Source organism: Streptomyces sp. NPDC005962, from assembly GCF_040629205.1.
In the GTDB taxonomy this organism is placed as follows: Bacteria; Actinomycetota; Actinomycetes; order Streptomycetales; family Streptomycetaceae; genus Streptomyces.
The window spans coordinates 271,478-296,264 of the sequence record NZ_JBEXVE010000003.1 but is presented as its reverse complement, the minus strand read 5'-3'; the positions used below and the strand labels follow the sequence as shown (position 1 = coordinate 296,264).

Annotated in this window: 21 protein-coding genes, 2 tRNA genes and 1 pseudogene; 4 read left to right on the top strand and 20 right to left on the bottom strand. The window is 71.8% G+C overall.

Annotated elements, in window-relative coordinates; genetic code table 11:
• Nucleotides 1-32: 32 nt before the first annotated feature.
• The gene (locus ABZ370_RS07485) at nucleotides 33-1,922 is read right to left on the bottom strand and encodes a long-chain fatty acid--CoA ligase (RefSeq protein ID WP_358617778.1); all 1,890 of its coding nucleotides are present in this window, start codon (nucleotides 1,920-1,922) and stop codon (nucleotides 33-35) included.
• A gap of 259 nt (nucleotides 1,923-2,181) precedes the next feature.
• Nucleotides 2,182-4,065 carry a translation elongation factor 4 gene (lepA, locus tag ABZ370_RS07480; protein ID WP_358617775.1) on the bottom strand — a complete coding sequence of 628 codons (1,884 nt, stop codon included), beginning with the start codon at nucleotides 4,063-4,065 and terminating at the stop codon, nucleotides 2,182-2,184.
• 195 nt (nucleotides 4,066-4,260) lie between these two features.
• On the opposite strand from lepA, the gene rpsT reads away from it, so the two are divergent.
• Together rpsT and ABZ370_RS07470 are read left to right on the top strand one after the other, a co-directional pair.
• Nucleotides 4,261-4,527 carry a 30S ribosomal protein S20 gene (gene rpsT, locus ABZ370_RS07475; protein WP_358617773.1) on the top strand — a complete coding sequence of 89 codons (267 nt, stop codon included), beginning with the start codon at nucleotides 4,261-4,263 and terminating at the stop codon, nucleotides 4,525-4,527.
• Nucleotides 4,528-4,960: 433 nt separating this feature from the next.
• Nucleotides 4,961-5,719, top strand: coding sequence for a hypothetical protein (locus ABZ370_RS07470; protein WP_358617770.1), 759 nt, complete (start codon nucleotides 4,961-4,963; stop codon nucleotides 5,717-5,719).
• Between the two features lie 38 nt (nucleotides 5,720-5,757).
• Here the strand turns inward: ABZ370_RS07470 and holA are convergent, their stop codons facing one another.
• On the bottom strand, nucleotides 5,758-6,747 hold the full coding sequence (gene holA, locus ABZ370_RS07465) for a DNA polymerase III subunit delta (RefSeq protein WP_358617768.1): 990 nt from the start codon (nucleotides 6,745-6,747) through the stop codon (nucleotides 5,758-5,760).
• 87 nt (nucleotides 6,748-6,834) lie between these two features.
• Between holA and ABZ370_RS07460 the strand changes: the two genes are divergently transcribed.
• Nucleotides 6,835-7,080, top strand: a complete 246-nt coding sequence (locus tag ABZ370_RS07460; RefSeq protein WP_358618351.1) for a hypothetical protein — start codon at nucleotides 6,835-6,837, stop codon at nucleotides 7,078-7,080.
• Between the two features lie 47 nt (nucleotides 7,081-7,127).
• Here the strand turns inward: ABZ370_RS07460 and ABZ370_RS07455 are convergent, their stop codons facing one another.
• The 16 genes and pseudogenes from ABZ370_RS07455 to ABZ370_RS07380 form a co-directional block, all read right to left on the bottom strand.
• Entirely contained in the window at nucleotides 7,128-7,796 is a 669-nt protein-coding gene (locus ABZ370_RS07455) for an O-methyltransferase (protein ID WP_358618350.1), read from the bottom strand.
• Between the two features lie 80 nt (nucleotides 7,797-7,876).
• Nucleotides 7,877-10,363, bottom strand: a pseudogene (locus tag ABZ370_RS07450) (ComEC/Rec2 family competence protein); the annotation flags it as partial.
• The gene (locus tag ABZ370_RS07445; RefSeq protein WP_358617765.1) at nucleotides 10,360-11,172 is read right to left on the bottom strand and encodes a ComEA family DNA-binding protein; all 813 of its coding nucleotides are present in this window, start codon (nucleotides 11,170-11,172) and stop codon (nucleotides 10,360-10,362) included. The gene ABZ370_RS07445 and the pseudogene ABZ370_RS07450, both read right to left, overlap by 4 nt.
• Before the next feature lie 887 nt (nucleotides 11,173-12,059).
• On the bottom strand, nucleotides 12,060-12,905 hold the full coding sequence (locus tag ABZ370_RS07440) for a DegV family protein (RefSeq protein WP_358617762.1): 846 nt from the start codon (nucleotides 12,903-12,905) through the stop codon (nucleotides 12,060-12,062).
• Between the two features lie 81 nt (nucleotides 12,906-12,986).
• Nucleotides 12,987-13,724, bottom strand: a complete 738-nt coding sequence (locus tag ABZ370_RS07435; protein WP_358617760.1) for a hypothetical protein — start codon at nucleotides 13,722-13,724, stop codon at nucleotides 12,987-12,989.
• Between the two features lie 122 nt (nucleotides 13,725-13,846).
• Nucleotides 13,847-16,723: a leucine--tRNA ligase gene (gene leuS / locus ABZ370_RS07430; protein WP_358617757.1), complete on the bottom strand. Its 2,877-nt coding sequence runs from the start codon at nucleotides 16,721-16,723 to the stop codon at nucleotides 13,847-13,849.
• A gap of 291 nt (nucleotides 16,724-17,014) precedes the next feature.
• Nucleotides 17,015-17,087 (bottom strand) — tRNA-Ala (locus ABZ370_RS07425).
• Between the two features lie 104 nt (nucleotides 17,088-17,191).
• The gene (locus ABZ370_RS07420; RefSeq protein ID WP_358617754.1) at nucleotides 17,192-17,425 is read right to left on the bottom strand and encodes a hypothetical protein; all 234 of its coding nucleotides are present in this window, start codon (nucleotides 17,423-17,425) and stop codon (nucleotides 17,192-17,194) included.
• Between the two features lie 5 nt (nucleotides 17,426-17,430).
• Nucleotides 17,431-17,589, bottom strand: coding sequence for a hypothetical protein (locus ABZ370_RS07415; protein WP_358617751.1), 159 nt, complete (start codon nucleotides 17,587-17,589; stop codon nucleotides 17,431-17,433).
• 369 nt (nucleotides 17,590-17,958) lie between these two features.
• A tRNA-Ala gene (locus ABZ370_RS07410) sits at nucleotides 17,959-18,031 on the bottom strand.
• Nucleotides 18,032-18,117: 86 nt separating this feature from the next.
• Nucleotides 18,118-18,759 carry a histidine phosphatase family protein gene (locus ABZ370_RS07405; protein ID WP_358617748.1) on the bottom strand — a complete coding sequence of 214 codons (642 nt, stop codon included), beginning with the start codon at nucleotides 18,757-18,759 and terminating at the stop codon, nucleotides 18,118-18,120.
• An 8-nt stretch (nucleotides 18,760-18,767) separates the two neighbouring features.
• A complete protein-coding gene (rsfS, locus tag ABZ370_RS07400; protein ID WP_358617746.1) occupies nucleotides 18,768-19,208 on the bottom strand; it encodes a ribosome silencing factor in 441 nt (146 codons plus the stop codon).
• A 135-nt stretch (nucleotides 19,209-19,343) separates the two neighbouring features.
• The gene (locus tag ABZ370_RS07395; protein ID WP_358617744.1) at nucleotides 19,344-21,185 is read right to left on the bottom strand and encodes an LCP family protein; all 1,842 of its coding nucleotides are present in this window, start codon (nucleotides 21,183-21,185) and stop codon (nucleotides 19,344-19,346) included.
• Between the two features lie 10 nt (nucleotides 21,186-21,195).
• Nucleotides 21,196-21,807, bottom strand: a complete 612-nt coding sequence (gene nadD, locus ABZ370_RS07390) for a nicotinate-nucleotide adenylyltransferase (protein WP_009717958.1) — start codon at nucleotides 21,805-21,807, stop codon at nucleotides 21,196-21,198.
• Between the two features lie 59 nt (nucleotides 21,808-21,866).
• Entirely contained in the window at nucleotides 21,867-22,034 is a 168-nt protein-coding gene (locus ABZ370_RS07385; RefSeq protein ID WP_358617741.1) for a hypothetical protein, read from the bottom strand.
• A gap of 100 nt (nucleotides 22,035-22,134) precedes the next feature.
• Nucleotides 22,135-22,284 (bottom strand): hypothetical protein, encoded by a 150-nt coding sequence (locus tag ABZ370_RS07380; protein ID WP_167542520.1) that lies wholly within the window; start codon nucleotides 22,282-22,284, stop codon nucleotides 22,135-22,137.
• A gap of 113 nt (nucleotides 22,285-22,397) precedes the next feature.
• Between ABZ370_RS07380 and ABZ370_RS07375 the strand changes: the two genes are divergently transcribed.
• Nucleotides 22,398-23,591 (top strand): M48 family metallopeptidase, encoded by a 1,194-nt coding sequence (locus ABZ370_RS07375; protein WP_358617739.1) that lies wholly within the window; start codon nucleotides 22,398-22,400, stop codon nucleotides 23,589-23,591.
• A 30-nt stretch (nucleotides 23,592-23,621) separates the two neighbouring features.
• Here the strand turns inward: ABZ370_RS07375 and ABZ370_RS07370 are convergent, their stop codons facing one another.
• Entirely contained in the window at nucleotides 23,622-24,692 is a 1,071-nt protein-coding gene (locus ABZ370_RS07370; protein WP_358617737.1) for a hypothetical protein, read from the bottom strand.
• Nucleotides 24,693-24,787: the final 95 nt, after the last annotated feature.

The window sequence follows — 24,787 nt, the reverse complement described above, 5'->3', positions numbered from 1 at the left end:
GCGCCGGGCGGGGACCGGGGCCGGCCCGGCCGTCAGACCTCGCGCGTCCCGGCGTACATGTCCTCGATCAGGGCCTTGTACTCGCGTTCCACCACCGGACGCTTCATCTTCAGACTCGGCGTCAGCTCGCCGTGCTCCACGTCCAGATCACGCGGCAGCAGCCGGAACTTCTTGATCGTCTGCCACCGTTGCAGCCCCTCGTTGAGCTGCCGCACATAGCCGTCGATCAACTCCCGCACCGCCTCGGTGTCCACGACCTCGGCGTAGGACTTCCCCGCCAGACCGTGCTCCTTCGCCCAGCCCATGAGGGTCGGTTCGTCGAGGGCGATCAGCGCGGTGCAGTAGTTGCGGTCGGCGCCGTGCACAAGGATGTTGGAGACGAACGGGCACACGGCCTTGAACTGGCCCTCGACCTCCGCCGGGGCGACGTACTTCCCGCCCGAGGTCTTGATCAGGTCCTTCTTGCGGTCGGTGATCCGCAGATAGCCGTCGGGCGACATCTCGCCGATGTCACCGGTGTGGAACCAGCCGTCGGACTCCAGCACCTGCGCGGTCAGGTCCGGCAGCCCGTGGTAACCCTGCATGACGCCGGGGCCGCGCAGCAGCACCTCGCCGTCGTCGGCGAACCGCACCTCCGTGCCGGGGAACGCCTTGCCGACCGTACCGGTGCGGTAGTCCGGCGGGTTGAGGAAGCTGGCGGCGCTGGACTCGGTGAGCCCGTACCCCTCCAGGATGTTGATGCCCGCGCCCGCGAAGAAGTAGCCGATCTCGGGGGCCAGCGCGGCCGAACCGGACACGGCGGCGCGCAGCCGCCCGCCGAACGCCTCGCGCAGCTTGGTGTAGACGAGTTTGTCGGCGGCGGCGTGCTGGGCCTTGAGGCCGAACGGCACGGACGGGGTGCCGGTGCGGCGGAAGTTGTCCTGGGAGATCTTGGCGTGGTCGCGAGCGATCCCGGCCGCCCACTGGAAGATCTTGTACTTGGCGCCGCCGCCCTCGCGGGCCTTCTGCGCCACCCCGTTGTAGACCTTCTCGAAGATCCGCGGCACGCCGCACATATAGGTCGGCCGGACCACCGGCAGATTCTCGATGATCTTGTCGACCCGGCCGTCCACCGCGGTGGTATGTCCGACGTAGATCTGCCCCGCCGTCAGTACCTTGCCGAAGACATGCGCGAGGGGCAGCCACAGGTACTGCATGTCGTCGGGGTAGAGCAGCCCCTCCCGGGTACCGATGGCGATGGCCATGTAGGACCAGGAGTCATGCGCCAGCCGTACGCCCTTGGGGCGGCCGGTGGTACCGGAGGTGTAGATGAGCGTCGCCAGCTGATCGGCGCGCAGCGCGTCCGTCCGCTCCCGTACGGCATCGGGGTGCTCGTCCAGATACGCCGCACCGCGCTTCTCCAGCTCGGCGAGGGAGAGCACCCAGCCCTCCGGGTCGTCCCCGGCGGGCGTCGCGTCCTCGGCCGCGATCACCACCACATGGGAGAGCTCGGGCAGCTCGTCGCGCTTCTCGCGGACCTTGGCGAGCTGGGCGCCGTCCTCGGCGATCAGGACCCGGCTGCTGGAGTCGGCGAGGATGAAGGCGGTCTCCTCGGCGTTGGTGCTCGGGTAGACCGTGGTGGTCGCCGCGCCCGCGCACAGCACGCCGAGATCGCCGAGAATCCATTCGACGCGCGTCGAGGAGGCGAGCGCCACCCGCTCCTCGGGGCGGACGCCGAGGGCGATCAGCCCGGCGGCGATGGCGAAGACGCGGTCCGCGCTTTCGCGCCAGGTCAGCGGCCGCCACTCGTCGGGGCCCCGGCCGGAGGCGGGCGGCACGGGATAGCGGTACGCCTCCTTGTCCGGTGTCGCCTCGACGCGCTGGAGGAAGTGCGTCGCCAGGGACGGCGGCCGGTTCTCGAGCAGTTTCTGGGTGTCGGTCACGGCATCCTCCGGGGCCCGCCTCAGTGCTTGGTGACTCGCGAGTAACCTTCGCGTGGCGATCAGCGTAAGGGCCGGAACCGTACTGCGTAAGGGGTTCCGGGTCACGTAGTTCAAATGAGGGGTGCGTTCACATAAGGGTGCGTTCACATGAGGACGTGCGTTCAAACGAGTGAGGGTCCGCTGTGGCTCCCTCATGCGTCGAGCGTCACACGAGAACGGGCCCGGCGCTTCCCTGAGCACCGGACCCCTTCGACGACGGCTACTTCTTCCCCTTGGCGTCGCCGCCGCCACCGTCGTCGGAGGACAGCACCGCGATGAAGGCCTCCTGCGGCACCTCCACGCTGCCGACCATCTTCATCCGCTTCTTGCCTTCCTTCTGCTTCTCCAGCAGCTTCCGCTTACGGGAGATGTCACCGCCGTAGCACTTGGCGAGAACGTCCTTGCGGATGGCCCGGACGGTCTCCCGGGCGATGACCCGGGAGCCGATGGCCGCCTGGATCGGCACCTCGAAGCTCTGCCGCGGGATCAGCTCGCGCAGCTTGGCGACCAGCCGGACGCCGTACGCGTACGCCTTGTCCTTGTGGGTGATCGCGGAGAAGGCGTCGACCTTGTCGCCGTGCAGCAGGATGTCGACCTTGACCAGGTCGGAGGCCTGCTCGCCGGTGGGCTCGTAGTCGAGCGAGGCATAGCCGCGGGTCTTGGACTTCAGCTGGTCGAAGAAGTCGAAGACGACCTCGGCGAGCGGGAGCGTGTAGCGGATCTCGACCCGGTCCTCGGAGAGGTAGTCCATGCCGAGCAGCACACCGCGGCGGTTCTGGCACAGCTCCATGATCGCGCCGATGAACTCGCTCGGGGCGAGGATCGTGCCCCGGACGACCGGCTCGTGCACCTTGTCGATCTTGCCCGCGGGGAACTCGCTGGGGTTGGTCACCGTGTGCTCGGCGCCGTCCTCCATGTCCACGCGGTAGACCACATTGGGTGCGGTGGCGATCAGGTCGAGATTGAATTCGCGCTCCAGGCGCTCACGGATGACCTCCAGGTGCAACAGCCCGAGGAAGCCGACCCGGAAGCCGAAGCCGAGGGCGGCGGAGGTCTCCGGCTCGTAGACCAGCGCGGCGTCGTTGAGCTGGAGCTTGTCCAGGGCCTCGCGCAGCACCGGATAGTCCGAGCCGTCCAGCGGATACAGGCCCGAGAACACCATCGGCTTGGGGTCCTTGTAGCCGCCCAGCGGCACCTCGGCGCCCTTGGTGAACTGGGTGATCGTGTCGCCGACCTTGGACTGGCGGACATCCTTCACACCGGTGATCAGATAGCCCACCTCACCGACGGACAGCCCGTCGGAGGCGGTCATCTCGGGTGAGTTGGTGCCGATCTCCAGCAGCTCGTGGGCGGCGCCGGTGGACATCATCCTGATGCGCTCACGCTTGCTGAGCGTGCCGTCCACGACCTTCACGTACGTCACGACACCGCGGTACGCGTCATAGACGGAGTCGAAGATCATCGCGCGGGCGGGCGCGTCCTTGACGCCGACCGGCGGCGGGACCAGCCGCACGACCGTATCCAGCAGCTCGTCCACGCCCTCGCCGGTCTTGGCGGAGACCCTGAGTACGTCGGAGACGTCGCAGCCGATCAGATGCGCCAGCTCGGCGGCGTACTTCTCGGGCTGGGCGGCCGGGAGGTCGATCTTGTTGAGGACCGGGATGATCGTGAGCTCGTGCTCCATCGCCAGATAGAGGTTGGCGAGCGTCTGGGCCTCGATGCCCTGGGCCGCGTCGACCAGCAGGACGCAGCCCTCACAGGCCGCCAGCGAACGCGAGACCTCATAGGTGAAGTCCACGTGGCCAGGGGTGTCGATCATGTTGAGCACATGGGTGACCGGCTGCGGATCGCCCTGCTCCTCGGTCAGCGCCCAGGGCAGCCGGACCGCCTGGGACTTGATCGTGATGCCGCGCTCGCGCTCGATGTCCATGCGGTCGAGGTACTGCGCGCGCATCTGTCGCTGGTCGACCACACCGGTCAGCTGAAGCATGCGGTCGGCAAGCGTCGACTTGCCGTGGTCGATATGCGCGATGATGCAGAAGTTACGGAGCAGAGCCGGGTCGGTACGGCTCGGCTCCGGCACATTGGTAGGGGTCGCGGGCACGCAGCGTCCTGAATCTAGGCGGGACTCGGTGTTCTCGGATTCTCCATGGTCCCATGGACGGCGACCGCTTCCGGGTTTGGGAGGCCGCCAGCGCTGCTGGTAATCTGGCGGACTGTGTCTTACGCGCGCCTCTCGCGCGGGACGCACACGCACGACAGACAGCGAAATCCAACGAACCTGCGAAGGCTCATACACGTGGCGAACATCAAGTCCCAGATCAAGCGCAACAAGACGAACGAGAAGGCGCGCCTGCGCAACAAGGCCGTCAAGTCCGAGCTGAAGACCGCGATCCGCCGGACCCGCGAGGCCGTGGCCGCCGGTGACGCCGAGAAGGCCACCGCCGCCGCCCGCACCGCCGGGCGCAAGCTCGACAAGGCCGTCAGCAAGGGCGTGCTCCACAAGAACAACGCCGCCAACAAGAAGTCGGCGATCGCCCAGCAGGTTGCCGGTCTCAAGGGCTGATGCTTGCGGGCCACCCGCACGGGTGACCCACCGGGGCGACTTCTCGCCCCCACCCCGCCGTGGGGAACGTCCGAGCCCTCTACCTCGGATCACGGACAGACTTCGTAGTACGCCACGCTACGTTCAATGCCCCCGGGCCCACTCCGGGGGCATTGCTGTGTCCGGATGTCCCTGCGCAGCGCGGGGTTTTCGGTGTTTCTGCGGGTATGTTCACGTCATGTCGATACCGGGGGACACACCCAATACGTACGGGCCGCCGCAGCCACCTCAGCCGCCGCTCCCACCACAGCAGAACCCTCAGCCACAATCGCCGCCCCAGTCGCCGCCTCCGTCGCCTCCTCAGCAGGGCGCGCCGCCGCCCGGCCCCTACGGACAGCCGCAGCAGCCTCCGCCGCCGCACACCCCGGCGTACGCGCAGCCGACGATGCCGGGGATGCCCGGACCGCAGCTGGGCAGCCCGCAGCCGGGCGGCGGGTACGGGGCGTACGGCGCACCCTCCCCGATGCCGCCCGGTGGCGGGGGCCGCAACGGTGGCGGGGGCGGAAAGGACTGGCTGTGGGCGCTCGGCGGGGCCGTCGTCGCCTCGGCGGTCTGGGCGGGTGTGGTGTTCGCGACCGGCGGGTTCGGCGGCGAGCCGAAGGCCGACCTCGCGGGCTACCGCTACCTGAGCAATCTGTGCACCTCGACCGACCTCAAGGCCGTCGAGGACGCCGGATACGAGCAGAAGGACTCCAGCGGATCGGCGAACCCGCGGCACAGCGCCTCCCGGGACCCGGCCCTGGACTCGATGACCTGCAGCGTCGACTTCGAGCCGACCGACGCCTCCACCAGCGACTACTCCTCGGAGTGGCTCTCCACGACGGCCGGTCTGCACCGGAAGACGAACCCGGAGCCGGAGTTCGAGGCCCAGTACCGGCAGTACGAGGACCAGCGGACCTCCAGCTACACCTACAAGGTGAGCGAGGTGGACGACCTCGGCGACGAGGCGTACGTCGTCACCCAGCGCAACTCCGGCAGCAGCGACACCGGGGCGTATGTGATCCTCGGCGTGCGGGAGGGCTGGACGACCTACCAGTCGACGTGGTCGGAGTACGTATCGAGCTCATCGAGCGCCGATCCGATGACGACGGAGGAGGCCACCGAGATGCTCGAGAAGAGCGCCCGGGCCACCTTGGCGAAGATGAAGGAGTAGACCAGCAGCCCCGGCGGCCGCCGGGGCTATTGGTTGGTCTAGGAACGGCCCGCGCGGGCGGCGCGGGCGATGGCGACGACGGCCTTCTCCAGGGCGTATTCCGGATCGTCCCCGCCGCCCTTGACGCCCGCGTCGGCCTCGGCGACCGCGCGCAGCGCGACCGACACCCCGTCCGCCGACCAGCCGCGCATCTGCTGCCGCACCCGGTCGATCTTCCAGGGCGGCATGCCCAGATCACGGGCCAGATCGCCGGGGCGGGCACCGCGCGGGGCGGAGGCCAGCTTGCCGATGGCGCGGACGCCCTGGGCCAGGGCGCTGGTGATCAGCACCGGGGCCACGCCCGTGGCCATGGCCCAGCGCAGCGCCTCCAGCGCCTCGGCCGCCCGCCCCTCGACGGCACGGTCGGCGACGGTGAAGCTGGACGCCTCGGCCCGGCCCGTGTAGTAGCGGCCGACGACGGCCTCGTCGATCGTGCCCTCGACATCGGCGGTGAGCTGGGACACCGCGCTGGCCAGCTCGCGCAGATCGCTTCCGATGGCGTCCACCAGCGCCTGGCAGGCCTCCGGGGTCGCGGACCGGCCGGTGGTGCGGAACTCCGACCGGACGAACGCCAGCCGGTCGGCAGGCTTGGTCATCTTCGGGCACGCCACCTCGCGCGCCCCGGCCTTGCGGGCGGCGTCGAGCAGCGCCTTGCCCTTGGCGCCACCGGCGTGCAGCAGCACCAGGGTGATCTCCTCGGCGGGGGCGCCGAGGTAGCCCTTCACGTCCTTGACCGTGTCGGCCGACAGATCCTGTGCGCTGCGCACCACCACGACCTTGCGCTCCGCGAAGAGCGACGGGCTGGTCAGCTCGGCGAGGGTGCCGGGCTGCAGCGCCTCGGGCATGAGGTCGCGCACATCGGTGTCGGGGTCCGCCGCGCGGGCGGCCGCCACCACCTGCTGCACGGCGCGGTCGAGCAGCAGGTCCTCCTGGCCCACGGCAAGGGTCACCGGGGCGAGGGGGTCGTCGGTCGTCGTCTTCCTGGCCATCGCGGTCCAGCATCCCACGGACCGCCGACAGCCCGGTCCTCCGTGCCTTTTCGTATGCCCGACAATGATCCGATGGTGGATGGAGGACTGAACGGCGAACGCCATGTGCTGGTGCTGCCCGAACGCGATGCGGCGGAGGAGGTGGCCGAGGCGCTGCCCGAGCGCTTCGGCGTCCCGGAGGAGCCCCAGCTGGTGCGCGACGCCCTGGCGGGTGAGGACGACGCCGAGGACGCCCAGTGGCTGGTGGTCGTCGAGGACCCGGCCGCACGGCTGGACCCGGCCGCGCTGCACGCCTTCGCCGAGGAGTACGAGGGCTGGCTGGAGACCGACTGACCGCCCGGGCGCCGTCCCGGAGCAGCCGTCGTCGGCTGCCCGCCGTCCTACCCGGTGACCAGCGCCAGCGCGAAGCCGTCGTATCCCTTCTCCCCGACTGTCTGCACCGCTGTCGCCGTCAGCCGGGACTCTCCCGCGATCAGCTCGGTGAAGCGGCGCACGCCCTGGACGCGGGGATCGGTGCTGGCGGGGTCGGCCACCTCCCCGTCCCGCACCACGTTGTCCCCGATGATGAGACTGCCGGGCCGGGTGAGGCGCAGCGCCCAGGCGAGGTAGTCGGGGTTGCCGGGCTTGTCGGCGTCGATGAAGACCATGTCGAAGGGGCCGTGCCCCTCCTCGGCCAGCCGCGGCAGCGACTCCAGCGCCTTGCCGGTGCGGATCTCGACGACCTCGCCCAGATCCGCCCGCTCCACATTGGCCCGCGCCACCTCCGCGCTCCGGGGATCGGCCTCCAGGGACACCAGCCGCCCGCCCTCGGGCAGCGCCCTGGCCAGCCAGATCGTGCTGTACCCGCCCAGGGTGCCGATCTCCAGGACGGTGCGCGCTCCCTGAATCCGGGCCAGCAGATGCAGCAGCTTCCCCTGATTGGGCGCCACCTGATGCGGCGGCAGCCCGGTGGCCGCGCTGTGCTCCAGGGCGGCGTCCAGGGCCGGGTCCGACGGCGCCAGAAGGCCGTTGAAGTAGTCATCGACCTTGGTCCACTGTGCGAGCGACATGAACGAGCTTCCTTTCGGAACCGGCTGAGTCCTCCTCTGGAACCTACTGGCATCCGGCGCCCCTTGACCCCGCCGACCACCGCCCGCAGCCGCGGGCCGGTCACCGCGATCGGCCCGTCCCGGTCGGTCCGCAGCACGGCGGCGCCCCGGGATTTCAGGGCCGCGACGGTGCGGGGTGACGGATGGCCGTACGGATTGTCGGCACCGCAGGAGATCAGGGCGATGCGCGGGCGCAGCCGGTGGATCAGCCCCGGGTCCTGGTAGGCCGATCCATGGTGGGCGACCTTGAGCACATCCACCGGTGGCAGCTCCGGATGCGCCGTCAGCAGCGCCTGCTGGGCGGGCGGTTCCAGATCGCCGAGGAGCAGCAGGGTCAGTCCCGCCGTACGGACCAGCAGGGTCACGCTCGCGTCGTTCGGCCCCTCCTGCGCCGGGGTGGCGGCCGGGGAGCCGGGCCCCGGCCACAGGACCTCCCACGAGAGCGGGCCCGACCGGCGCCGCTCCCCCGGCCCGGCCGTCACCACGGGCACCCGCGCCGCCGCGGCCCCGCGCCGCACGGCCGCGGCCTGGCCGGGCGGCTCCGCCAGGCCGGTCGTCTCGATCGCCCCCACCGACCGGCCGCGCAACACCCCGGGCAGCCCGGCGACATGGTCGGCGTGGAAGTGGGTGAGGACGAGCAGCGGGATGCGGACCACCCCCAGCGTCCGCAGACAGCGGTCGACGGCCCGTGGCTCGGGACCGGCGTCCACGACGACGGCCGTGCCGGGGCCGGCGGCCAGGACCAGCGCGTCCCCCTGGCCCACATCGCAGGCCACCATCCGCCAACCGGGCGGTGGCCAGCCGGTGATGACCCGGGTCAGCGGCGCCGGCCGGACCACCGCGAGCAGCAGGAGCAGGGCGCAGACCGCCCACAGCCACCGGTGCCGCAGCAGGCGGCGTCCCAGGAGGACGACGGCCAGGGTGACCGCCGCCAGCAGCAGCCCACCGGGCCAGCCGCCCGGCCAGCCCGCCTCCGCTCCGGGAAGCCCCGCGCCGGTCCGGGCCACCCCGGCGATCCACTGGGCAGGCCAGCCCGCGGGCCAGGCGATCCACCGGGCGACCGGAAGCGCGAGCGGTGCCACCGCGAGTGCGGCGGAGCCGAGGATCATGGCGGGCCCCACCGCCAGCTCGGCGAAGAGATTGCAGGGGATCGCCACCAGGCTCACCCGTGCGGCCATCATGACCACCACCGGGGCGCACACCGCCTGCGCCGCGGCGGCGGCCGCCAGCATCTCGGCGGGCCTCGGCGGCACTCCACGGCGCCGCAGGGCGGCGCTCCATCCCGGTGCGAAGGTGAGCAGCGCGCCGGTGGCCAGGACGGACAGCAGGAACCCATAGCTCCGGGCCAGCCACGGGTCGTACAGCAGCAGCGCGAGGGCCGCGGCGGCCAGGGCCGGGAGCAGGGAACGGCGGCGCCCGGTGCCGATGGCCAGCAGCGTGATCAGCCCGCATGCCGCCGCCCGCAGCACGCTGGGGTCGGGTCTGCAGACGATCACGAAGCCGAGCGTGAGCCCGCCGCCGAGCAGAGCCGTCGTCCGCAGCCGTATCCCGAGCGCCGCCGCCAGCCCGCGCCGCTCGGCCCGCGCGGCGAGGTGGGGCGGGCCGGTCAGCAGCGCCAGCAGAAGCGTGAGGTTGCTGCCGGAGACGGCCAGCAGATGCGTCATGTCCGTGGCCCGGAACGCCTCGTCCAGGTCCGGCGGGACCCGTGAGGTGTCCCCCACGACCAGCCCCGGCAGCAGCGCCCGCGCGTCCGGGGACAGCCCGTCGGTCGCCGTACGCAGCCCGGCGCGCAACCGGCCCGCCAGCCGCTGGACCGAGCTGGGCGCCCCGATGACGCGCGGCGGCCCGCCCCCGCCGCGCACCACCGCCGCGACACGGTCCCCGTCGCGCAGCGGGGGCGCCAGACGGCCGTGCACCCGCAGCCGTGTGGACGGCAGCAGCCGGAGCCACACCGCTCGCTGCCGGGCCTCCGGGCGGACCGTCACCAGCACCGGGGCCCGGGTGTCCGTCGTCGTGCCGTCAGGCCCGGTGATCCTGGTGGCCTCCGCCTCGACCACCACCGACACGGGCGCGAGCGCGGCCCCGCGCACCCGGGGGCGGCTGAGCCTCGGGTCCCCCGTGACCGTCACCTCGGCGGTCGCCTCGGCGAACTCCCCGGCCAGCGCCGGGACCGGTCCGCGCCGCACATCCGCCGCGTGCAGCGCGGCGACGGCCCCCGCGGTGGCCCCGCACAGCAGGACCGCCGCCACCGCCCCCGCCGTCCTGCGCCGGGTCTGTCCCAGGGTGGCCCGGCGCCGACGGGTCACATACAGCAGGACGGCTGCCGCCAGGCAGGCTCCCGCGCAGACCACGGCCACCGGGCGGCCCGGCGCGCCGAGGGCGATCGCCGCCGCCGCCCAGGCCGCCAGCGCGGGCGGCACCAGGCGGAGGTCCGCCGGGCCCTCCTGCCGGGGATCGGACGCCCCGCGCGGTGAGGCGGCGGCCGCGTGCACCGCCGCGCGGGGGCGTGCCGTCGGTTCGGACGTCATGGCTGAACCAGCGGGCGGAGATCGGCGAACCGGCGGTCGCCGATGCCGTTGACCTCGCGGAGTTCATCGATGGAGCGGAACTCTCCGTGCTGGGTGCGGTAGTCGAGGATGTGCCGGGCCAGGACCGGGCCGACCCCCGGCAGGGTGTCGAGCTGTTCCGCGGTCGCCGCGTTGAGGCTGATCACCACCCCGGCGGGCGGTGCGCCGGGGCCGGGGGCCGGGCCGGTGGGGGCGGTGCCAGCGGGGGCCGCAGTGCCCGCAGTGCCCGCGGGGGCCTGGTTCGCCGGGGCGCCGACCACGATCTGCTCACCGTCCACCAGGGGCCGGGCCCGGTTCAGTCCGCTCGTGTCCGCGCCCGGGCGCGCCCCGCCCGCCGCCTTGAGCGCGTCGGCGACCCGCGCCCCGGACGGCAGTTGGCGCAACCCCGGACGGCGGACCTTGCCCGTCACATCGACCACGACCGATCGTCCGCCCGCACCGGCCGCACCGGCCGCACCAGCCGCTGGACGCGCCCCAGCCGTCGGCCCGGGAGCAGCGGCTGCCGCACGCGCGGGTTCGGGTTCGGGCGCCCGTACGGTCTGCGGGCGGCCGCTCCAGAAGTGGTAGACCGCGAAGGCCAGCGCGACGACGAGGGTGACCGCCAGCGCGGCGACGGTCCGTAACTCCATGCCGCAGCGCAGCTGAAGCCACAGCGGCAGGCGTTCACGCAACGCCAGCCGCATCCGGTCGCGCCGCCGGAGCCCCCCGCCGGAGCCGGTGCCGGTCTCCTCCGCCTCTGCCGCCCCCTCGTCGTCCCCGGCATCCGGCACGGCCCAACCCGGTGCGCGACGCCGCCCGGGACCGCCGCGCGCGACGGCACTGCCTGCGCCCTGTTCCGAGGGCGCCCTCGCGTCGACAGCCGCCCTCAACGCCGGTGCAGCCTCCGGAGCAAGCCCCGAAACGGAAGCGGACGCCGAACCCCGGCCGGACGCCCGCCCCGGGCCCGGTGCCGCCCTTGAGCCGGATGCCCGACCCCGAGCAGGCACCGCACCCACGGCCGAAGCCGACCCTGCCCCCACTGCCCGGCCCGGGCCGGGCGCCTGCCCCGAGACGGGCGCCAGGTCCGGGGCTTGGGCCGAGCCCCGAGCAGCGGCACTGCCCCGAGCTGGCACCGGGCCCGGAGCGGGGGCCGGGGTGGCGGCGGCCACCGGAATCGGCCCGCTCCCCCGCCCCTGTGCAGGCACCGCACCTCGACCAGCTGCCCGCCCCGACGCGAACGCCGCGCCCAGGTCGGACACCCCGCCCACGGCCGAAGCCGACCCTGCACCCACCGCCCGGGCCGGAACGGGCGCCGGGACCGGGGCAGGGGCCGAGTCCCGCGCGGGCCCTGGGCCCGGAGCGGGGGCCAGGGAGGACTTTGGCGGGGGTGGGGATGGGGGGTTCGGGCTTCGGATGGGTGGGGGTGGGGTGGGGAAGAGGGCCGCCGCGCGGGCCTTGTGGGGCGGCGGGGCCGGGCGGCAGGCGGCGCGGGGTGCCGTGAGGCGGCGGTGGGGGCGGGCCTCGCGGTGGCGGCCCCGACCCGGACGCGTCGTCACGGTGCGTGATGGTGTCCTCATGCCACCCGACGGTAGGCACCTGCGCTCAGCCCCGTGGATCAGCTCTGATTTCCGGGGATAACCCACGGCTTGTGGAAAAGCCCGTCACCCGGACGGGTCCGCTACCGCGGAGAGACCACCGCGCCCAGCAGCCCCGGCCCGGTGTGCGCCCCGATCACCGCGCCCACCTCGCTCACGTACAGCTCCACGAGCCCCGGTACCCGCTCCCGCAGCCGCTCCGCGAGGGCGGTCGCGCGCTCCCCCGCCGCGAGGTGCTGGACGGCGATGTCCACCGGGCTCCGGCCCGCCCGCTCCACCACGATCTCCTCGAGCCGGGCGATGGCCTTGGAGGCGGTGCGGACCTTCTCCCGCAGTTCGATCCGGCCCTCGTCGACCTGGAGCAGCGGTTTGACCGCGAGGGCCGAGCCGAGGAGGGCCTGCGCCGCGCCGATGCGGCCGCCGCGGCGCAGATAGTCGAGGGTGTCGACGTAGAAGTAGGCGGCGGTGCCGTCGGCCCGCTTCTGGGCCGCCGCGACGGCCTCGTCCAGCGTGCCGCCGCCCTCCGCGGCCTCGGCCGCCGCCAGTGCGCAGAAGCCGAGCGCCATCGCGACCATGCCGCTGTCCACGACCCGTACCGGTACGGGCGCGTCCTGTGCGGCGAGCACCGCCGCGTCGTAGGTGCCGGAGATCTCGGCGGACAGATGGAGCGAGACGATGCCGGTCGCGCCGTCCGCCGCGGCCGCGCGGTAGGCGTCCGCGAAGGTCTCCGGGCTGGGCCGGGACGTGGTCACCGGCTTGCGCTTCCGCAGGGCGTCCGCGAGCGACAGGGCCGAGATCTCGGTCCCTTCCTCCAGCGCCCGGTCTCCGAGCACCACCGTCAGCGGCACGGCGGTGATGCGATGCCGCTCCATCGCCTCCTGCGGCAGGTAAGCCGTTGAATCGGTCACGATCGCGACATGGCGGGACATGACAGGGAGGTTATCCGGGGAAGCTCCGGGCCGACAGCGCGACCCCACCGATGATCATCGACCCTACCGGTAAGTCCGTGTTCAGGCAGTGTTCTCAGGGCGGGCGGACTTCTGCCAGGAGTACGGCCGCGGCCGGGTCGCGGCTCCGAGGGAGGGCGGCTCGCCCACCGGCTCCGGCTCAGGCTCCCGCTCGGGCTCCGACCGCGGGGCCGCCCCCGACGCCGACCGTGGGGCCGTCCCCGACGCCGGCCCCGGGGCCGACTCCGACAGCGGCTCCTCCACGGTCCAGTGCCGCAGCGCCCCCGCCTCCATCTCGATCTCGCGTCCCAGCGCGTCCAGCTCGTCGTGGGCGAACCGCTGTGCCCGCTCCCGCACGGCCCAGCGCAGCGAGTCCGCTGAGTGCGTGATCCGCTCCGTACGCTCCCGCAGCTCGGGGAGCACGGCGGCGAGGCGGGTCCGGTCGGGCTCCCGCTCCAGCCGCTTCAGGTCCTCGTCCAGCTCACGGCCGTGCTCGCCGAGCCGCCGGAACAGGTTCAACGACTCCGCCACGGAGCGGTCTTGGCCCGCCACCGCGTGCAGCGCCTGCTCGGTGGCGGACATCGACGTACGCAGCGTCAGCCGCAGCTCGGCAAGCTCACCGGCCGCGCCCGGCCGGGAGAACTGGCGGGCCCGGAGCCGGGTGTCCTCGACGGTGCGGCGGGCCTGGTCCACTGTGCGGTCGAGGCCGCGCTTGGCCGTCCTGACCACCCGCACGGTGACATACGCACCGGTCACCATGAACAGGACGAAAAGCAGCAACAGAATCCAGATGGCTTCCATGTGCGCTCCTTCGGGCGGCGGTCACCGCGGTGGCAGCAGCTGTCCTTCCAGCGTAAACGGACCGGGCGGGCCCAGGGTTCCTGACGAACCCCCAGCCCGCCCGTACGGCTGCCCCGGAGCGGTCAGGCCGGGACGATGTTCACCAGCTTCGGCGCCCGCACGATGACCTTGCGGATGCCCGCGCCGTTCAGCGCCGCGACCACCGCCGGGTCGCCCAGGGCCTGCGCCTCCAGCTCCTCGTCGGAGACCGACGGGGCGACCTCCAGCCGGGCCTTGACCTTGCCCTTGACCTGGACCACGCAGGTCACGGTCTCGTCCACGACGTACGCCGGGTCGGCGACCGGGAACGGCTCGTGGACGACCGACGCCTCGTGGCCCAGCTTGCGCCACAGCTCCTCGGCGATGTGCGGGGCCAGCGGCGCGATCAGCAGCACCAGCCGCTCCGCGATCGAGCGCGGCACCTCGTGCACCTTGGTGACGTGGTTGTTCAGCTCGGTGATCTTGGCGATGGCGGTGTTGAAGCGCAGCCCCACCATGTCCTGCCGGACCCCGTCGATCGCCTTGTGCAGGGCGCGCAGCGTGTCCTCGTCGGGCTCCGCGTCGACGACGGTGACCTCCCCGGTGGCCTCGTCCACGACGTTCCGCCACAGCCGCTGCAGCAGCCGGTACTGGCCGACGACCGCGCGGGTGTCCCAGGGGCGCGAGACGTCCAGCGGGCCCATGGCCATCTCGTACAGGCGCAGCGTGTCCGCCCCGTACTCGGCGCAGATCTCGTCCGGGGTGACGGCGTTCTTCAGGGACTTGCCCATCTTGCCCAGCAGGCGGGTGACCTTCTCGCCCTCGTACCAGTACGCCCCGTCGCGCTCCTCGACCTCGGCAGCCGGGACGGCGATGCCGCGGCTGTCCCGGTAGACGTAGGCCTGGATCATGCCCTGGTTGTACAGCTTGTGGAACGGCTCGACCGACGAGACGTGGCCCAGGTCGAACAGCACCTTGGACCAGAACCGGGCGTACAGCAGGTGCAGCACCGCGTGCTCGGCGCCGCCGACGTAGAGGTCGACGCCGCCGTGCGGCTGTCCCTCGCGCGGGCCCATCCAGTAGCTCTCGGTGCCGGGGTCTACCAGCCGCTCGCTGTTGTGCGGGTCCAGGTAGCGCAGCTCGTACCAGCAGGAGCCGGCCCAGTTGGGCATGGTATTGGTCTCGCGGCGGAACGGCCGCGGGCCGCGTCCGTCGCCCAGGTCCAGCACCACGTCGACCCACTCCTGGTTCCGGGACAGCGGGGTCTCCGGGGAGGTGTCGGCGTCGTCGGGGTCGAAGGTGCGCGGCGAGTAGTCCTCGACCTCGGGCAGCTCCAGCGGCAGCATCGACTCGGGCAGCGCGTGGGCCACGCCGTCCTCGTCGTAGACGATCGGGAAGGGCTCGCCCCAGTAGCGCTGACGGCTGAACAGCCAGTCGCGCAGCCGGAAGTTGACGGTGCCCTCGCCGATGGAGCGGGCCTCCAGCCACTCGGTGATCCGGGCCTTGGCCTCGACAACGCCCAGCCCGTCCAGCGAGACGCCGTCGCCCGCCGAGTTGACGATCTTGGCGTCGTACGAACCGAACGCGTCGTCCCAGGTCGACGGGTCCGTGCCGCGATCGTCCGAGGGCTCCACGACGCAGCGCATCGGCAGCTCGAAGGCGCGGGCGAAGGCGAAGTCACGGCCGTCGTGCGCCGGAACGGCCATGATCGCGCCGGTGCCGTAGCCCACCAGGACGTAGTCGGCGATGAAGACCGGAACCTGCTCGCCGCTGACCGGGTTGACCGCGTACGCGCCGGTGAAGACGCCGGTCTTGTCCTTGGCGTCGGCCTGCCGCTCGACGTCCGACTTGGCCGCGGCCTGCTTGCGGTACGCGTCGACGGCGGCGGCCGGGGTGGCGTGGCCGCCGGTCCACACGTCATGGGTGCCCTCGGGCCAGGCGGCCGGGACGATGGAGTCGACCAGGTCGTGCTCGGGCGCCAGCACCATGTAGGTCGCGCCGAACAGGGTGTCCTGGCGGGTGGTGAAGACCGTGATCTTGGCGTCGGGGCGGTCCTGTACGGGGAAGTCGACCCGGGCGCCCTCGCTGCGGCCGATCCAGTTGCGCTGCTGCAGCTTGATGGCCTCGGGCCAGTCCAGCGCGTCCAGGTCGTCCAGCAGCCGGTCCGCGTAGGCGGTGATCCGCATGTTCCACTGGCGCAGCTTGGACTTGAAGACCGGGAAGTTGCCGCGCTCGGAGCGGCCGTCGGCGGTGACCTCTTCGTTGGCCAGCACGGTGCCCAGGCCGGGGCACCAGTTGACGGGCGCGTCCGAGGCGTACGCCAGGCGGTAGCCGCCCAGGACGTCCGCCTGCTCGGGCCCGGTCAGCCCGTCCCAGGGGCGCCCGTCGGGGGTGGCGCGCTCACCGGAGGCGAACTGCTCGGCCAGGGTGTCGATCGGGCGCGCCGCCTTCGCCTCCGGGTCGTACCAGGAATTGAAGATCTGCAGGAAGATCCACTGGGTCCACTTGTAGTAGTCCGGGTCGATCGTCGCGAAGGAGCGGCGCGGGTCGTGGCCCAGGCCCAGGCGGCGCAGCTGGCGCCGCATGTTGTCGATGTTGGCCTCGGTGCTGACCCGGGGGTGGGTGCCGGTCTGCACGGCGTACTGCTCGGCGGGCAGGCCGAAGGCGTCGAAGCCCAGGGTGTGCAGGACGTTGTGGCCCGTCATGCGGTGGTAGCGGGCGTACACATCGGTGGCGATGTAGCCCAGCGGATGGCCCACGTGCAGCCCCGCACCCGACGGGTACGGGAACATGTCCATGACGAACTTCTTCGGCCGGGCGATGACCTCGGCGTCACCGGTCAGGTCGCCGCCCGGGTTGGGAGCGTCATACGTGCCGTTCGCGTCCCAGAAGTCCTGCCAGCGGGCCTCGATGTCAGCGGCCAGCGCGGCCGTGTAGCGGTGCGGCGCGGCCACCTCGGCTGCGGCATTGGTCTCGCTCATGATCCTCAAAGCTCCATTGGTCGTCTCTGCCCGCGGTACAGGCCGATTCCCTCTTGTCCGGTGAAACAAAAAGGCCCCTCGCACAGGAGGGGACGCCGCGCCGATGCCGACCGAAGATGATCGCGGTCGGTACTGATCAGCGCGGCCCGCTAAGCAGAAGGCGTACGGCACGCATGGAGTCAGGTTACCGCAGGGCACCGAGGCCCCGCAGCGAGGTGGCCCGGGGTGGGGAAAGCGGGTGACGAAACGGAAAACGGACCGTCCGCACCGGACAGCCCGCTCCTGGGATTGTGGAGCTAAGGAGAATTGAACTCCTGACCTCCTGCATGCCATGCAGGCGCTCTACCAACTGAGCTATAGCCCCAGGTCCTGCTGTTCCGCCCGGTTTCCCTCGGCGGCATCGCCTACATTACACGGACGCCCCGGGCTTTAGCCAAATCGATTCCCCGGGGCCGCGCCCCGCGCCCCTCACGCCGTCGCGAACGAGTAGAAACGCTTCAGCGTGCAGTGCTCTTCGAGGAGCCGACCGTAGATCGGCTCGCCCTCGAGCTCCCGGTAGGTCTCGATCGGATCGCCCTTGATGATCAGCGCCTGGGCGCACTCCGCGCACCAGTACTGGTAATCGGAGTTGAGCGGTTCCATGTCGCGGACGATGGGTGTGCCGCCGCTGCACCAGTCACATTTCCGGCTGTGTGCTCCCATGTCACTCAGCTCCAGCTGTGGCCGCAGGCCGTACACACGTAGGAAACACCGCCGTTGTCGCCGAGCACCTGAGCCACATGGCCGGAACCGCAGGACGGACATTCGATGCCCTCCCGAGCCGTCTCGGAAAGGTCCTCGAACGCGTCGAGGATGCTGGTCGGCATCCCACCCGTCCCTCCCCATCGGACTATCGGCCCTGCGCCCCCGCCGGCTGTCCGATTCTGCCACGGGGCGACGCCCAGGTCAGCGGAGATGCGACAGACGCCTCACCAGACTCATCAGCGCCCCGCACACCGCCACTTCCGCACAGCTCACGCGCTCGGTGCGGTGTCGTCCAACCTACCCAGGAAGATCGGACCGAACCCAGCCACCCCGGCGGCAGACGGAGTTGAGCCGACGTCAACAGGGGGCGGCCGCAAGCGAGACGGGCAGCGGTCCGTTCCGCCGCATACCAGCGCACGCCGACCCACGCGAGGATGCACAAAAGCGGCGATCCCGCCTCCCGGTGAGGGAGACGGGATCGCCGCCATCTGTGGAGCTAAGGAGAATTGAACTCCTGACCTCCTGCATGCCATGCAGGCGCTCTACCAACTGAGCTATAGCCCCGCTGCTCTCCGCGCCGCCGCGCTTCGAACAAGAAGGAGCTTAGCCGGTGACCAGCCGGAAAAGGAAATCGGGCCGGGAGGGGTCTGCTAGGCGTCGTCGCCGAGGACGGGCTCGGGAAGCGATCCGGCATTGTGCTCCAGCAGCCGCCAGCCGCGCGCGCCCTCGCCCAGCACCGACCAGCAGCAGTTCGAGAGGCCGCCGAGCGCCTCCCAGGTGTGCGGCTCCAGGCCGAGCAGCCGCCCGATGGTGGTGCGGATCGTGCCGCCGTGGCTGACAACCACGAGGGTGCCGCCGTCGGGCAGCTTCTCCGCTGCCTCCAGCACCACCGGCGCCGCCCGGTCGGCCACCTCGGACTCCAGCTCGCCGCCGCCGCGCCGCACCGGCTCGCCGCGCTTCCACGCCGCGTACTGATCGCCGAACCGCTCGATGATCTCCTCGTGCGTGAGCCCCTGCCACGAACCGGCGTAGGTCTCCCGCAGCCCCGCGTAGTGGGCGACCGCGAGTCCGGTCACGGTCGCCAGCTCGGCGGCGGTCGCCCTGACTCGCTTGAGGTCGGAGGCGATGACCGCGTCCGGCCGCAGTCCGGCCAGCAGCCGGGCCGCGCGGTGGGCCTGCGCGACGCCGGTGTCGGTCAGCTCGATGTCCAGCGAGCCCTGGAAACGGCGCTCGATGTTCCAGGCCGTCTGGCCGTGCCGCCACAGGACTATGCGGCGGCCGCGGCCGGTCATGGCGGCGTTCAGCTCAGCTCACCGCCCGCGCCGCCGTCCGGGCCCTGCGCCTGCGCGTGCTCCTCGGCCTTGCCGCGGGTGGCCCGGGCGTCGGCGGGCAGCTCCAGCTGCGGGCAGTCCTTCCACAGCCGCTCCAGGGCGTAGAAGACCCGCTCCTCGCTGTGCTGGACGTGCACCACGATGTCCACGTAGTCCAGCAGGACCCAGCGGGCCTCGCGGTCGCCCTCGCGGCGCACCGGCTTGGCGCCGAGTTCCTTGTTCAGTCGCTCCTCGATCTCGTCGACGATCGACTTGACCTGGCGGTCGTTGGGCGCCGAGGCCAGCAGGAAGGCGTCGGTGATCGAGAGCACGTCGCTGACGTCGTACGCGATGATGTCGTGCGCGAGCTTGTCGGCGGCTGCCTGGGCGGCGGCGTTGATGAGCTCGATGGAGCGGTCCGTGGCGGTCACAAGCGAGGCTTTCCGGTCGGTGGGGGACCCTCAGGGTCTGGTTCCCCAAGGGTCTCACGCCCCACCGACACCCCTCGCGGCCGTTCCGCCCCGCCGTGCCCGGCCGATGCCCGGCCGGTGGCCCCGCCGGACCTTCTAGCCCTGAGGGTCGTAGTCCGCGCCGAGGACCACCGTCACGTCCGCGTTGGCGGCGCCCTTGGCCTTCTTGACCGATGTGGCGGGCAGTCCGAGGGTCTTGGCGACCTCCTTGGCCTGCCCGGCCTGCCCGGCGTCCGCGTACGTCACCCGCGAGGTCTGCTGCGGTGCGCCGCCCTCGGTCGCGGCGACGACCGTGAAACCGCCGTTGACCAGCGCGACCCGGGCGGCGCCGGACGCGTCCGCGCCGCCGCCGGCGCTGGTCACGCTCACCCGCGCCGCGGAGCCCGGGTCGGTGTTCTTGACCGTGCCGCCGAGGACGTTCTTGACCACCCGGTCCGTCGCCTGGGCGCTGAGCGTGCCGTTGCTCTGGACCGGCAGCATCATCGTGTCGTACTCGCCGCCCTTGGACTGTCCGGCCAGCCGCGCCAGCGAGGCGCCGAGCTGCTGCTCGGACAGCGACGGGTCGGGGATCTGCGCCAGCCGCTCGACGGTCTTGGTGGCACCGCCCGTATCGCTGGAGAGCTTCTTCAGGGACGCGTCCATGACCTGGCCGAACCGGGTGAGCTGCTTGGTCTGCGCCTCGCCCGGGGCCCGGTAGGTGGCGTACGCCACAGCCGCCTGACCGCTCAGCACCTGCTCCTTGCCCCGCTTGACCAGCGGGTCCTCGCCCTTCCGGGACGACGGGACGGTGGTGTCGGTGTCCAGGGTGATGCCGCCGACCAGCTCGACGAGGTTCTCCAGATAGGGCGTGTCCAGCCGCCAGGTGCCCTGGATCTTGGAGCCCAGCAGGGTGGACAGGGAGTCCCGGGTGGCGTCGGAGCCCTCGTCCGTCACCGACTTGCCGAGCGTGGTGGAGCCGCCGTCCTCGGTGGAGACGGACAGCTCGTTCGGCAGCAGGACGGTAGTGCCCTTCTTGGTCGTCTCGTTGTCCACCAGCAGCGCGGTGGAGGTGCGGCCGCCCTTCAACTCCCGCAGATGGACGACGATCACGTCCCGCTTCTGCGGACCGGACGCCGCCGCGGCGCCGCCGTCCGCGGAGAGACCGGGCAGCTTGCCCGCGTACCAGAGGTAGCCGACCCCGCCCACGGCGGCGAGGGCCACCACCATGACGAGCGCGACGACCCGGTTGCGCCCCTTGCGGCGGCGCTCGTCACGCCGTTCGGAGCGGGTCTCGGCGAACTTCAGCCAGTCGATGACGTCTTCGGAGTCCTCGTCCGGCTCCTCCACGAAGGAGAACTGCTCGGTGCGGTACTCCGGGTCCTCCGGGTCCGTGCCGGGCTTGCCCGCGCCGCCGGGCTTTCGGGGCCCGTCCGGAGCGGGGGCCGCCGGGGCCGGGGCGCCGCGGGACGGCTCCCCCTGGTCCAGCTCGGCCAGCTCCTCGTACGGGTTCGGCTCGTCCTCCTCGGCCGCGGCGGGCGGGGCGGGCGCGGCGTAGGCATAGCTCTGCTGCCCGTACTGCTCCTGCTGCCCCGGCTGTCCCTGTTGTTGTCCCTGTTGCTGTTGCTGCCCCGGCTGCTGGACGTGCTGCGGATAGTGCTGCTGCTGTCCGTAGTACGGGTCGTACGGCTGCGTCTGCGGATACGGTGTCTGCGCCTGCTGGGCTTGCTGTGCCTGCTGGGCCTGGCCGTACGGGTCGTAGTCGTAGCCATAGCCGTAGCCGTCCTGCTGACCCTGGCCCTGCCCCTGCTGCTGCCCGTAGTACGACGACGGGTCGTAACCCTGCTGCGTCCCCTGAGGCTGGTACACCGGCTGCCCATAGGCGTCGTAGCCGTAGATCTGCGGCTCCTGGGCATACGGCTCCCGCGCGTACGGGTCGTACGGGTCCTGTCCGTCGTTCACCGGTGCCCCTTCAGCAGTCGTGCCGGTACAGCTCTCGCTTGTCGATGTACCGCACCACACCGTCCGGCACCAGGTACCAGACGGGTTCGCCGTGTGCGACACGCGCCCGGCAGTCCGACGACGAGATCGCCAGCGCCGGAACCTCGACCAGCGACACCCCGCCCTCCGGCAGTCCCGGGTCGGCCAGTATGTGCCCGGGCCGCGTCACCCCGATGAAGTGGGCGAGCGAGAACAGCACTTCGGCGTCGCGCCAGGTGAGGATCTGGGCGAGCGCGTCCGCTCCGGTGATGAAGAACAGGTCCGCGTCACCGTTCAGCGCGCGCAGATCCCGGAGCGTGTCCGTGGTGTACGTCGCACCGCCGCGGTCGATGTCGATACGGCTGACCGAGAACTGCGGGTTCGACGCGGTCGCGATGACCGTCATCAGATAGCGGTCCTCGGCCGGGGAAACCTTTTTGTGGCTCTTCTGCCACGGCTGCCCGGTCGGTACGAACACGACCTCGTCCAGGTGGAACTGCGACGCCACCTCGCTCGCCGCGACCAGGTGACCGTGGTGGATCGGGTCGAACGTCCCGCCCATCACACCGAGCCGCCGCTTGGCCGGCCCCTTCTCCTCTTCCATGCGTGCAGACCCTACTGGGCCCGGCTCGAAGCCGGGACCCGAAGAGGCAACGGCCCAGGTCAGCGGTCCCGGTTGAAGCGCGTGGTGATCCACAGCAACAGGAACAGGATGACCAGAGCGGCACCGCCGGTCATGTAGGGGCTGATGCTCTCGTGGGTGTCCACGTGCTCACCGCCCTCGCTCGCCAGGGTGGTCAGGGCAGCATGTGCGGTGCTGAAAGCGCTCATCGCAGGCGATACCTATCCGGGTCTCGGCGTCACGTCACGTCCGCAACATCGTATGCGAGCCGGATTCCAGACCTGCTCGCAGTCCTGGCTCGGCCCGCCCTCAGTCCTGTTTGTACCCGCGCAGCAGGAACCACGCGACCAGGACGGAGCCCACGACGCCGACGACGATGACGGTGCGCAGCAGCGCTCCCGGTCCCTGGTCCTTGGAAGTGGCGGCGAGCACGGCGGTGAGGCCAGTCATATCGGGCATGTCTCCACGCTAGACCCCCGCCGGTCAGGGCCTAAGGTGGGGTCCGCCAGGGGGACGGGCACGACCGAGGCACTCCCGGGAAATCCCGGGAACAGTCCGCACGAGGGGGACCGATGAGCGACGACCACACGCAGGGAACCGGCGACGGGAGCGGCGCCGGGGAAGGACGTGAACATGTGCCAGGCCGCGAGAGGCGGCGATTCCCGGGCATTTCCTCACGTGCGTACGAACATCCGGCCGACCGCTCGGCGCTGGTCGCGCTGCGCAAGCTGACCGGCTTCGACACCGTCTTCAAGGCGCTGAGCGGGCTGCTGCCGGAGCGCAGCCTGCGGCTGCTGTACCTGTCCGATTCGGTGCGGGTCAGCGACCGGCAGTTCGCCCACCTCCACGACATGCTGCGGGACGCCTGCTACATCCTGGACCTGGAGCGGGTTCCGGCGATGTACGTCACCCAGGACCCGAAGCCGAACGCCATGTGCATCGGCATGGACGCGCCGATCATCGTGCTGACCACCGGGCTGGTGGAGCTGCTCGACGCGGAGGAGATGCGGGCGGTCATCGGCCATGAGGTGGGCCACGCGCTGTCGGGGCACTCCGTCTACCGGACGATACTGCTGTTCCTGACCAACCTCGCGCTGAAGGTCGCCTGGATTCCGCTCGGCAATGTGGCGGTGCTGGCCCTGGTGACGGCGCTGCGCGAGTGGTTCCGCAAGTCGGAGCTGTCGGCGGACCGGGCGGGGCTGCTGGTCGGGCAGGATCTGCGGGCCTCGATGCGCGGGCTGATGAAGCTCGCGGGCGGCCACCATCTGCACGAGATGAACGTGGACGCCTTCCTGGAGCAGGCCGAGGAGTACGAGACCAGCGGTGATCTGCGGGACTCCGTGCTCAAGATCCTGAACATGCTGCCGCGCAGCCACCCGTTCACCACCGTGCGCGCCGCCGAGCTGAAGCGGTGGGCCGCGAGCCGGGACTTCCAGCGGCTCATGGACGGCCACTACCCGCGCCGCGACGAGGACAAGGACACCTCGGTCAGCGACTCCTTCCGGGAGTCGGCGAGCCATTACGCGGAGTCGGTCCGCACCAGCAAGGACCCGCTGATCGCGTTCGTACGGGACGTGGCGGGCGGCGCCGGGGACCTGGGCAGCAAGCTGCGCGACCGGTTCGCGGGCGGCGGCGGGCAGGGCGGGGACACCACCGAGGGCACACCCCCACGGGACGCCCAGGACGGCAGGGAGGGCCGCGACAGCGGAGACGGCCGGGAGGGCCGCCAGGAGGGCTCCGAGGGCGACGGGTCACCCCAGGCCTGACGCACGGGCGCTACGCGGCGTTACGGGGCGCTACGGCCCCAGATGCGTGCCCGGGGAGAGCACGCCGCAGAGGGAGACCGGGGTGCGGCCCGGGGCGTACGGGTCGGTGCCGACCGGGGCGTCGTTCCGGACGCTCTGCCCGGCCACCAGCGGCCGCAGATAGCCGGAGGCGTTCGCGGCGCACGCCTGCGGGCCCGCCAGCACGGAGCTGTGCACCAGCTCCACCCGGTGGTCGCGCAGATCCCCGCGGTCGAAGCGGAACCGGGTCTCTCGGCGGACCGTGTACAGCGAGGCGTGGTCCTGGGCCCGCTCGTGGGCGCGCTGGATCGCGTAGACGAAGACGTGGTCGGCGCTGACCTCCAGGGTCGAGGGGGTGCGCTCGACGACCGTCAGCGTGCCGTGCACCCGCACGGGCGCGTTGGCCAAGGTCACCTCGGCCGGGTTGAAGCGGGTCAGCCAGCCGGTGGCCGCGTGGCGGCCGTCGTCGACCGGGTGCTCGAAGCTCTGGTCGAACTGGAGCTGCTGGGCGGGATCGAGCAGCAGCCGCACCCGCTGCACCGGGCCGCCGGTGAGCACACCCGGGTCGAGGGTGGACTTCACCACGTAGTCCTTGGCCGTGGTGAGCGCCTCCATCACCTGGCTCTCGGAGAAGCCCTGGGTGCGCCGGACGACGGGCAGGGTGACCCCCTCGGCGCCGGTACGGAACGCGGCGGCCGGGCTCTCCCGGAACAGCTCCGAGGGCCGTCCTCCCGCCACCTCACCGCGCGGCGAGAGCGGCACCACGCTGCTGCGCAGGGGCTCGACGGCCTGCGGCGCGGGGGCCTGGTAGGGGTGGCGTACGCCCATGTAGACGGCCGCGGCGAAGGCGAAGGCGATCAGCAGGACGAGGACGACGGCCTGCCGCGACGCCCCGGCGCGGGCCCAGGCGTGGCGGCTGCGCACCGCGGGCGCGTGATCGCCCATGCGCTCCTGGGCGGAGAACTCCTGGAGCCGGGCAGCACGAACGAAGGACTCGTCGAATACGACGGAGCGGTACTCGTCCTCACCACCTCCCGGGACGCCCTCGGGTGTCCCCTCGGGAGGGTCTCCACGCCCGGTCATACCTCAAGAGTAGGTCGCGGGGGGCAGCGGTAAACGCGGTGGTACTCCACAACTTCACGCAGCGTGCGGAGGAAACGCCGCATACGGCGCGACGT

What these genes read in the sequence shown, in the direction of transcription:
- nadD (WP_009717958.1), bottom strand. Translation starts at nt 21,807, where the DNA reads ATGGAAGAGGAGAAGGGGCCGGCCAAGCGGCGGCTCGGTGTGATGGGC.
- ABZ370_RS07375 (WP_358617739.1), top strand. Translation starts at nt 22,398, where the DNA reads ATGAGCGACGACCACACGCAGGGAACCGGCGACGGGAGCGGCGCCGGG.
- ABZ370_RS07385 (WP_358617741.1), bottom strand. Translation starts at nt 22,034, where the DNA reads ATGAGCGCTTTCAGCACCGCACATGCTGCCCTGACCACCCTGGCGAGC.
- ABZ370_RS07420 (WP_358617754.1), bottom strand. Translation starts at nt 17,425, where the DNA reads ATGGGAGCACACAGCCGGAAATGTGACTGGTGCAGCGGCGGCACACCC.
- ABZ370_RS07455 (WP_358618350.1), bottom strand. Translation starts at nt 7,796, where the DNA reads ATGTCGCTCGCACAGTGGACCAAGGTCGATGACTACTTCAACGGCCTT.
- ABZ370_RS07380 (WP_167542520.1), bottom strand. Translation starts at nt 22,284, where the DNA reads ATGCCCGATATGACTGGCCTCACCGCCGTGCTCGCCGCCACTTCCAAG.
- ABZ370_RS07415 (WP_358617751.1), bottom strand. Translation starts at nt 17,589, where the DNA reads ATGCCGACCAGCATCCTCGACGCGTTCGAGGACCTTTCCGAGACGGCT.
- ABZ370_RS07370 (WP_358617737.1), bottom strand. Translation starts at nt 24,692, where the DNA reads ATGACCGGGCGTGGAGACCCTCCCGAGGGGACACCCGAGGGCGTCCCG.
- holA (WP_358617768.1), bottom strand. Translation starts at nt 6,747, where the DNA reads ATGGCCAGGAAGACGACGACCGACGACCCCCTCGCCCCGGTGACCCTT.
- ABZ370_RS07405 (WP_358617748.1), bottom strand. Translation starts at nt 18,759, where the DNA reads ATGACCGGCCGCGGCCGCCGCATAGTCCTGTGGCGGCACGGCCAGACG.
- leuS (WP_358617757.1), bottom strand. Translation starts at nt 16,723, where the DNA reads ATGAGCGAGACCAATGCCGCAGCCGAGGTGGCCGCGCCGCACCGCTAC.
- ABZ370_RS07440 (WP_358617762.1), bottom strand. Translation starts at nt 12,905, where the DNA reads ATGTCCCGCCATGTCGCGATCGTGACCGATTCAACGGCTTACCTGCCG.
- ABZ370_RS07470 (WP_358617770.1), top strand. Translation starts at nt 4,961, where the DNA reads ATGCCCGGACCGCAGCTGGGCAGCCCGCAGCCGGGCGGCGGGTACGGG.
- ABZ370_RS07435 (WP_358617760.1), bottom strand. Translation starts at nt 13,724, where the DNA reads ATGGAAGCCATCTGGATTCTGTTGCTGCTTTTCGTCCTGTTCATGGTG.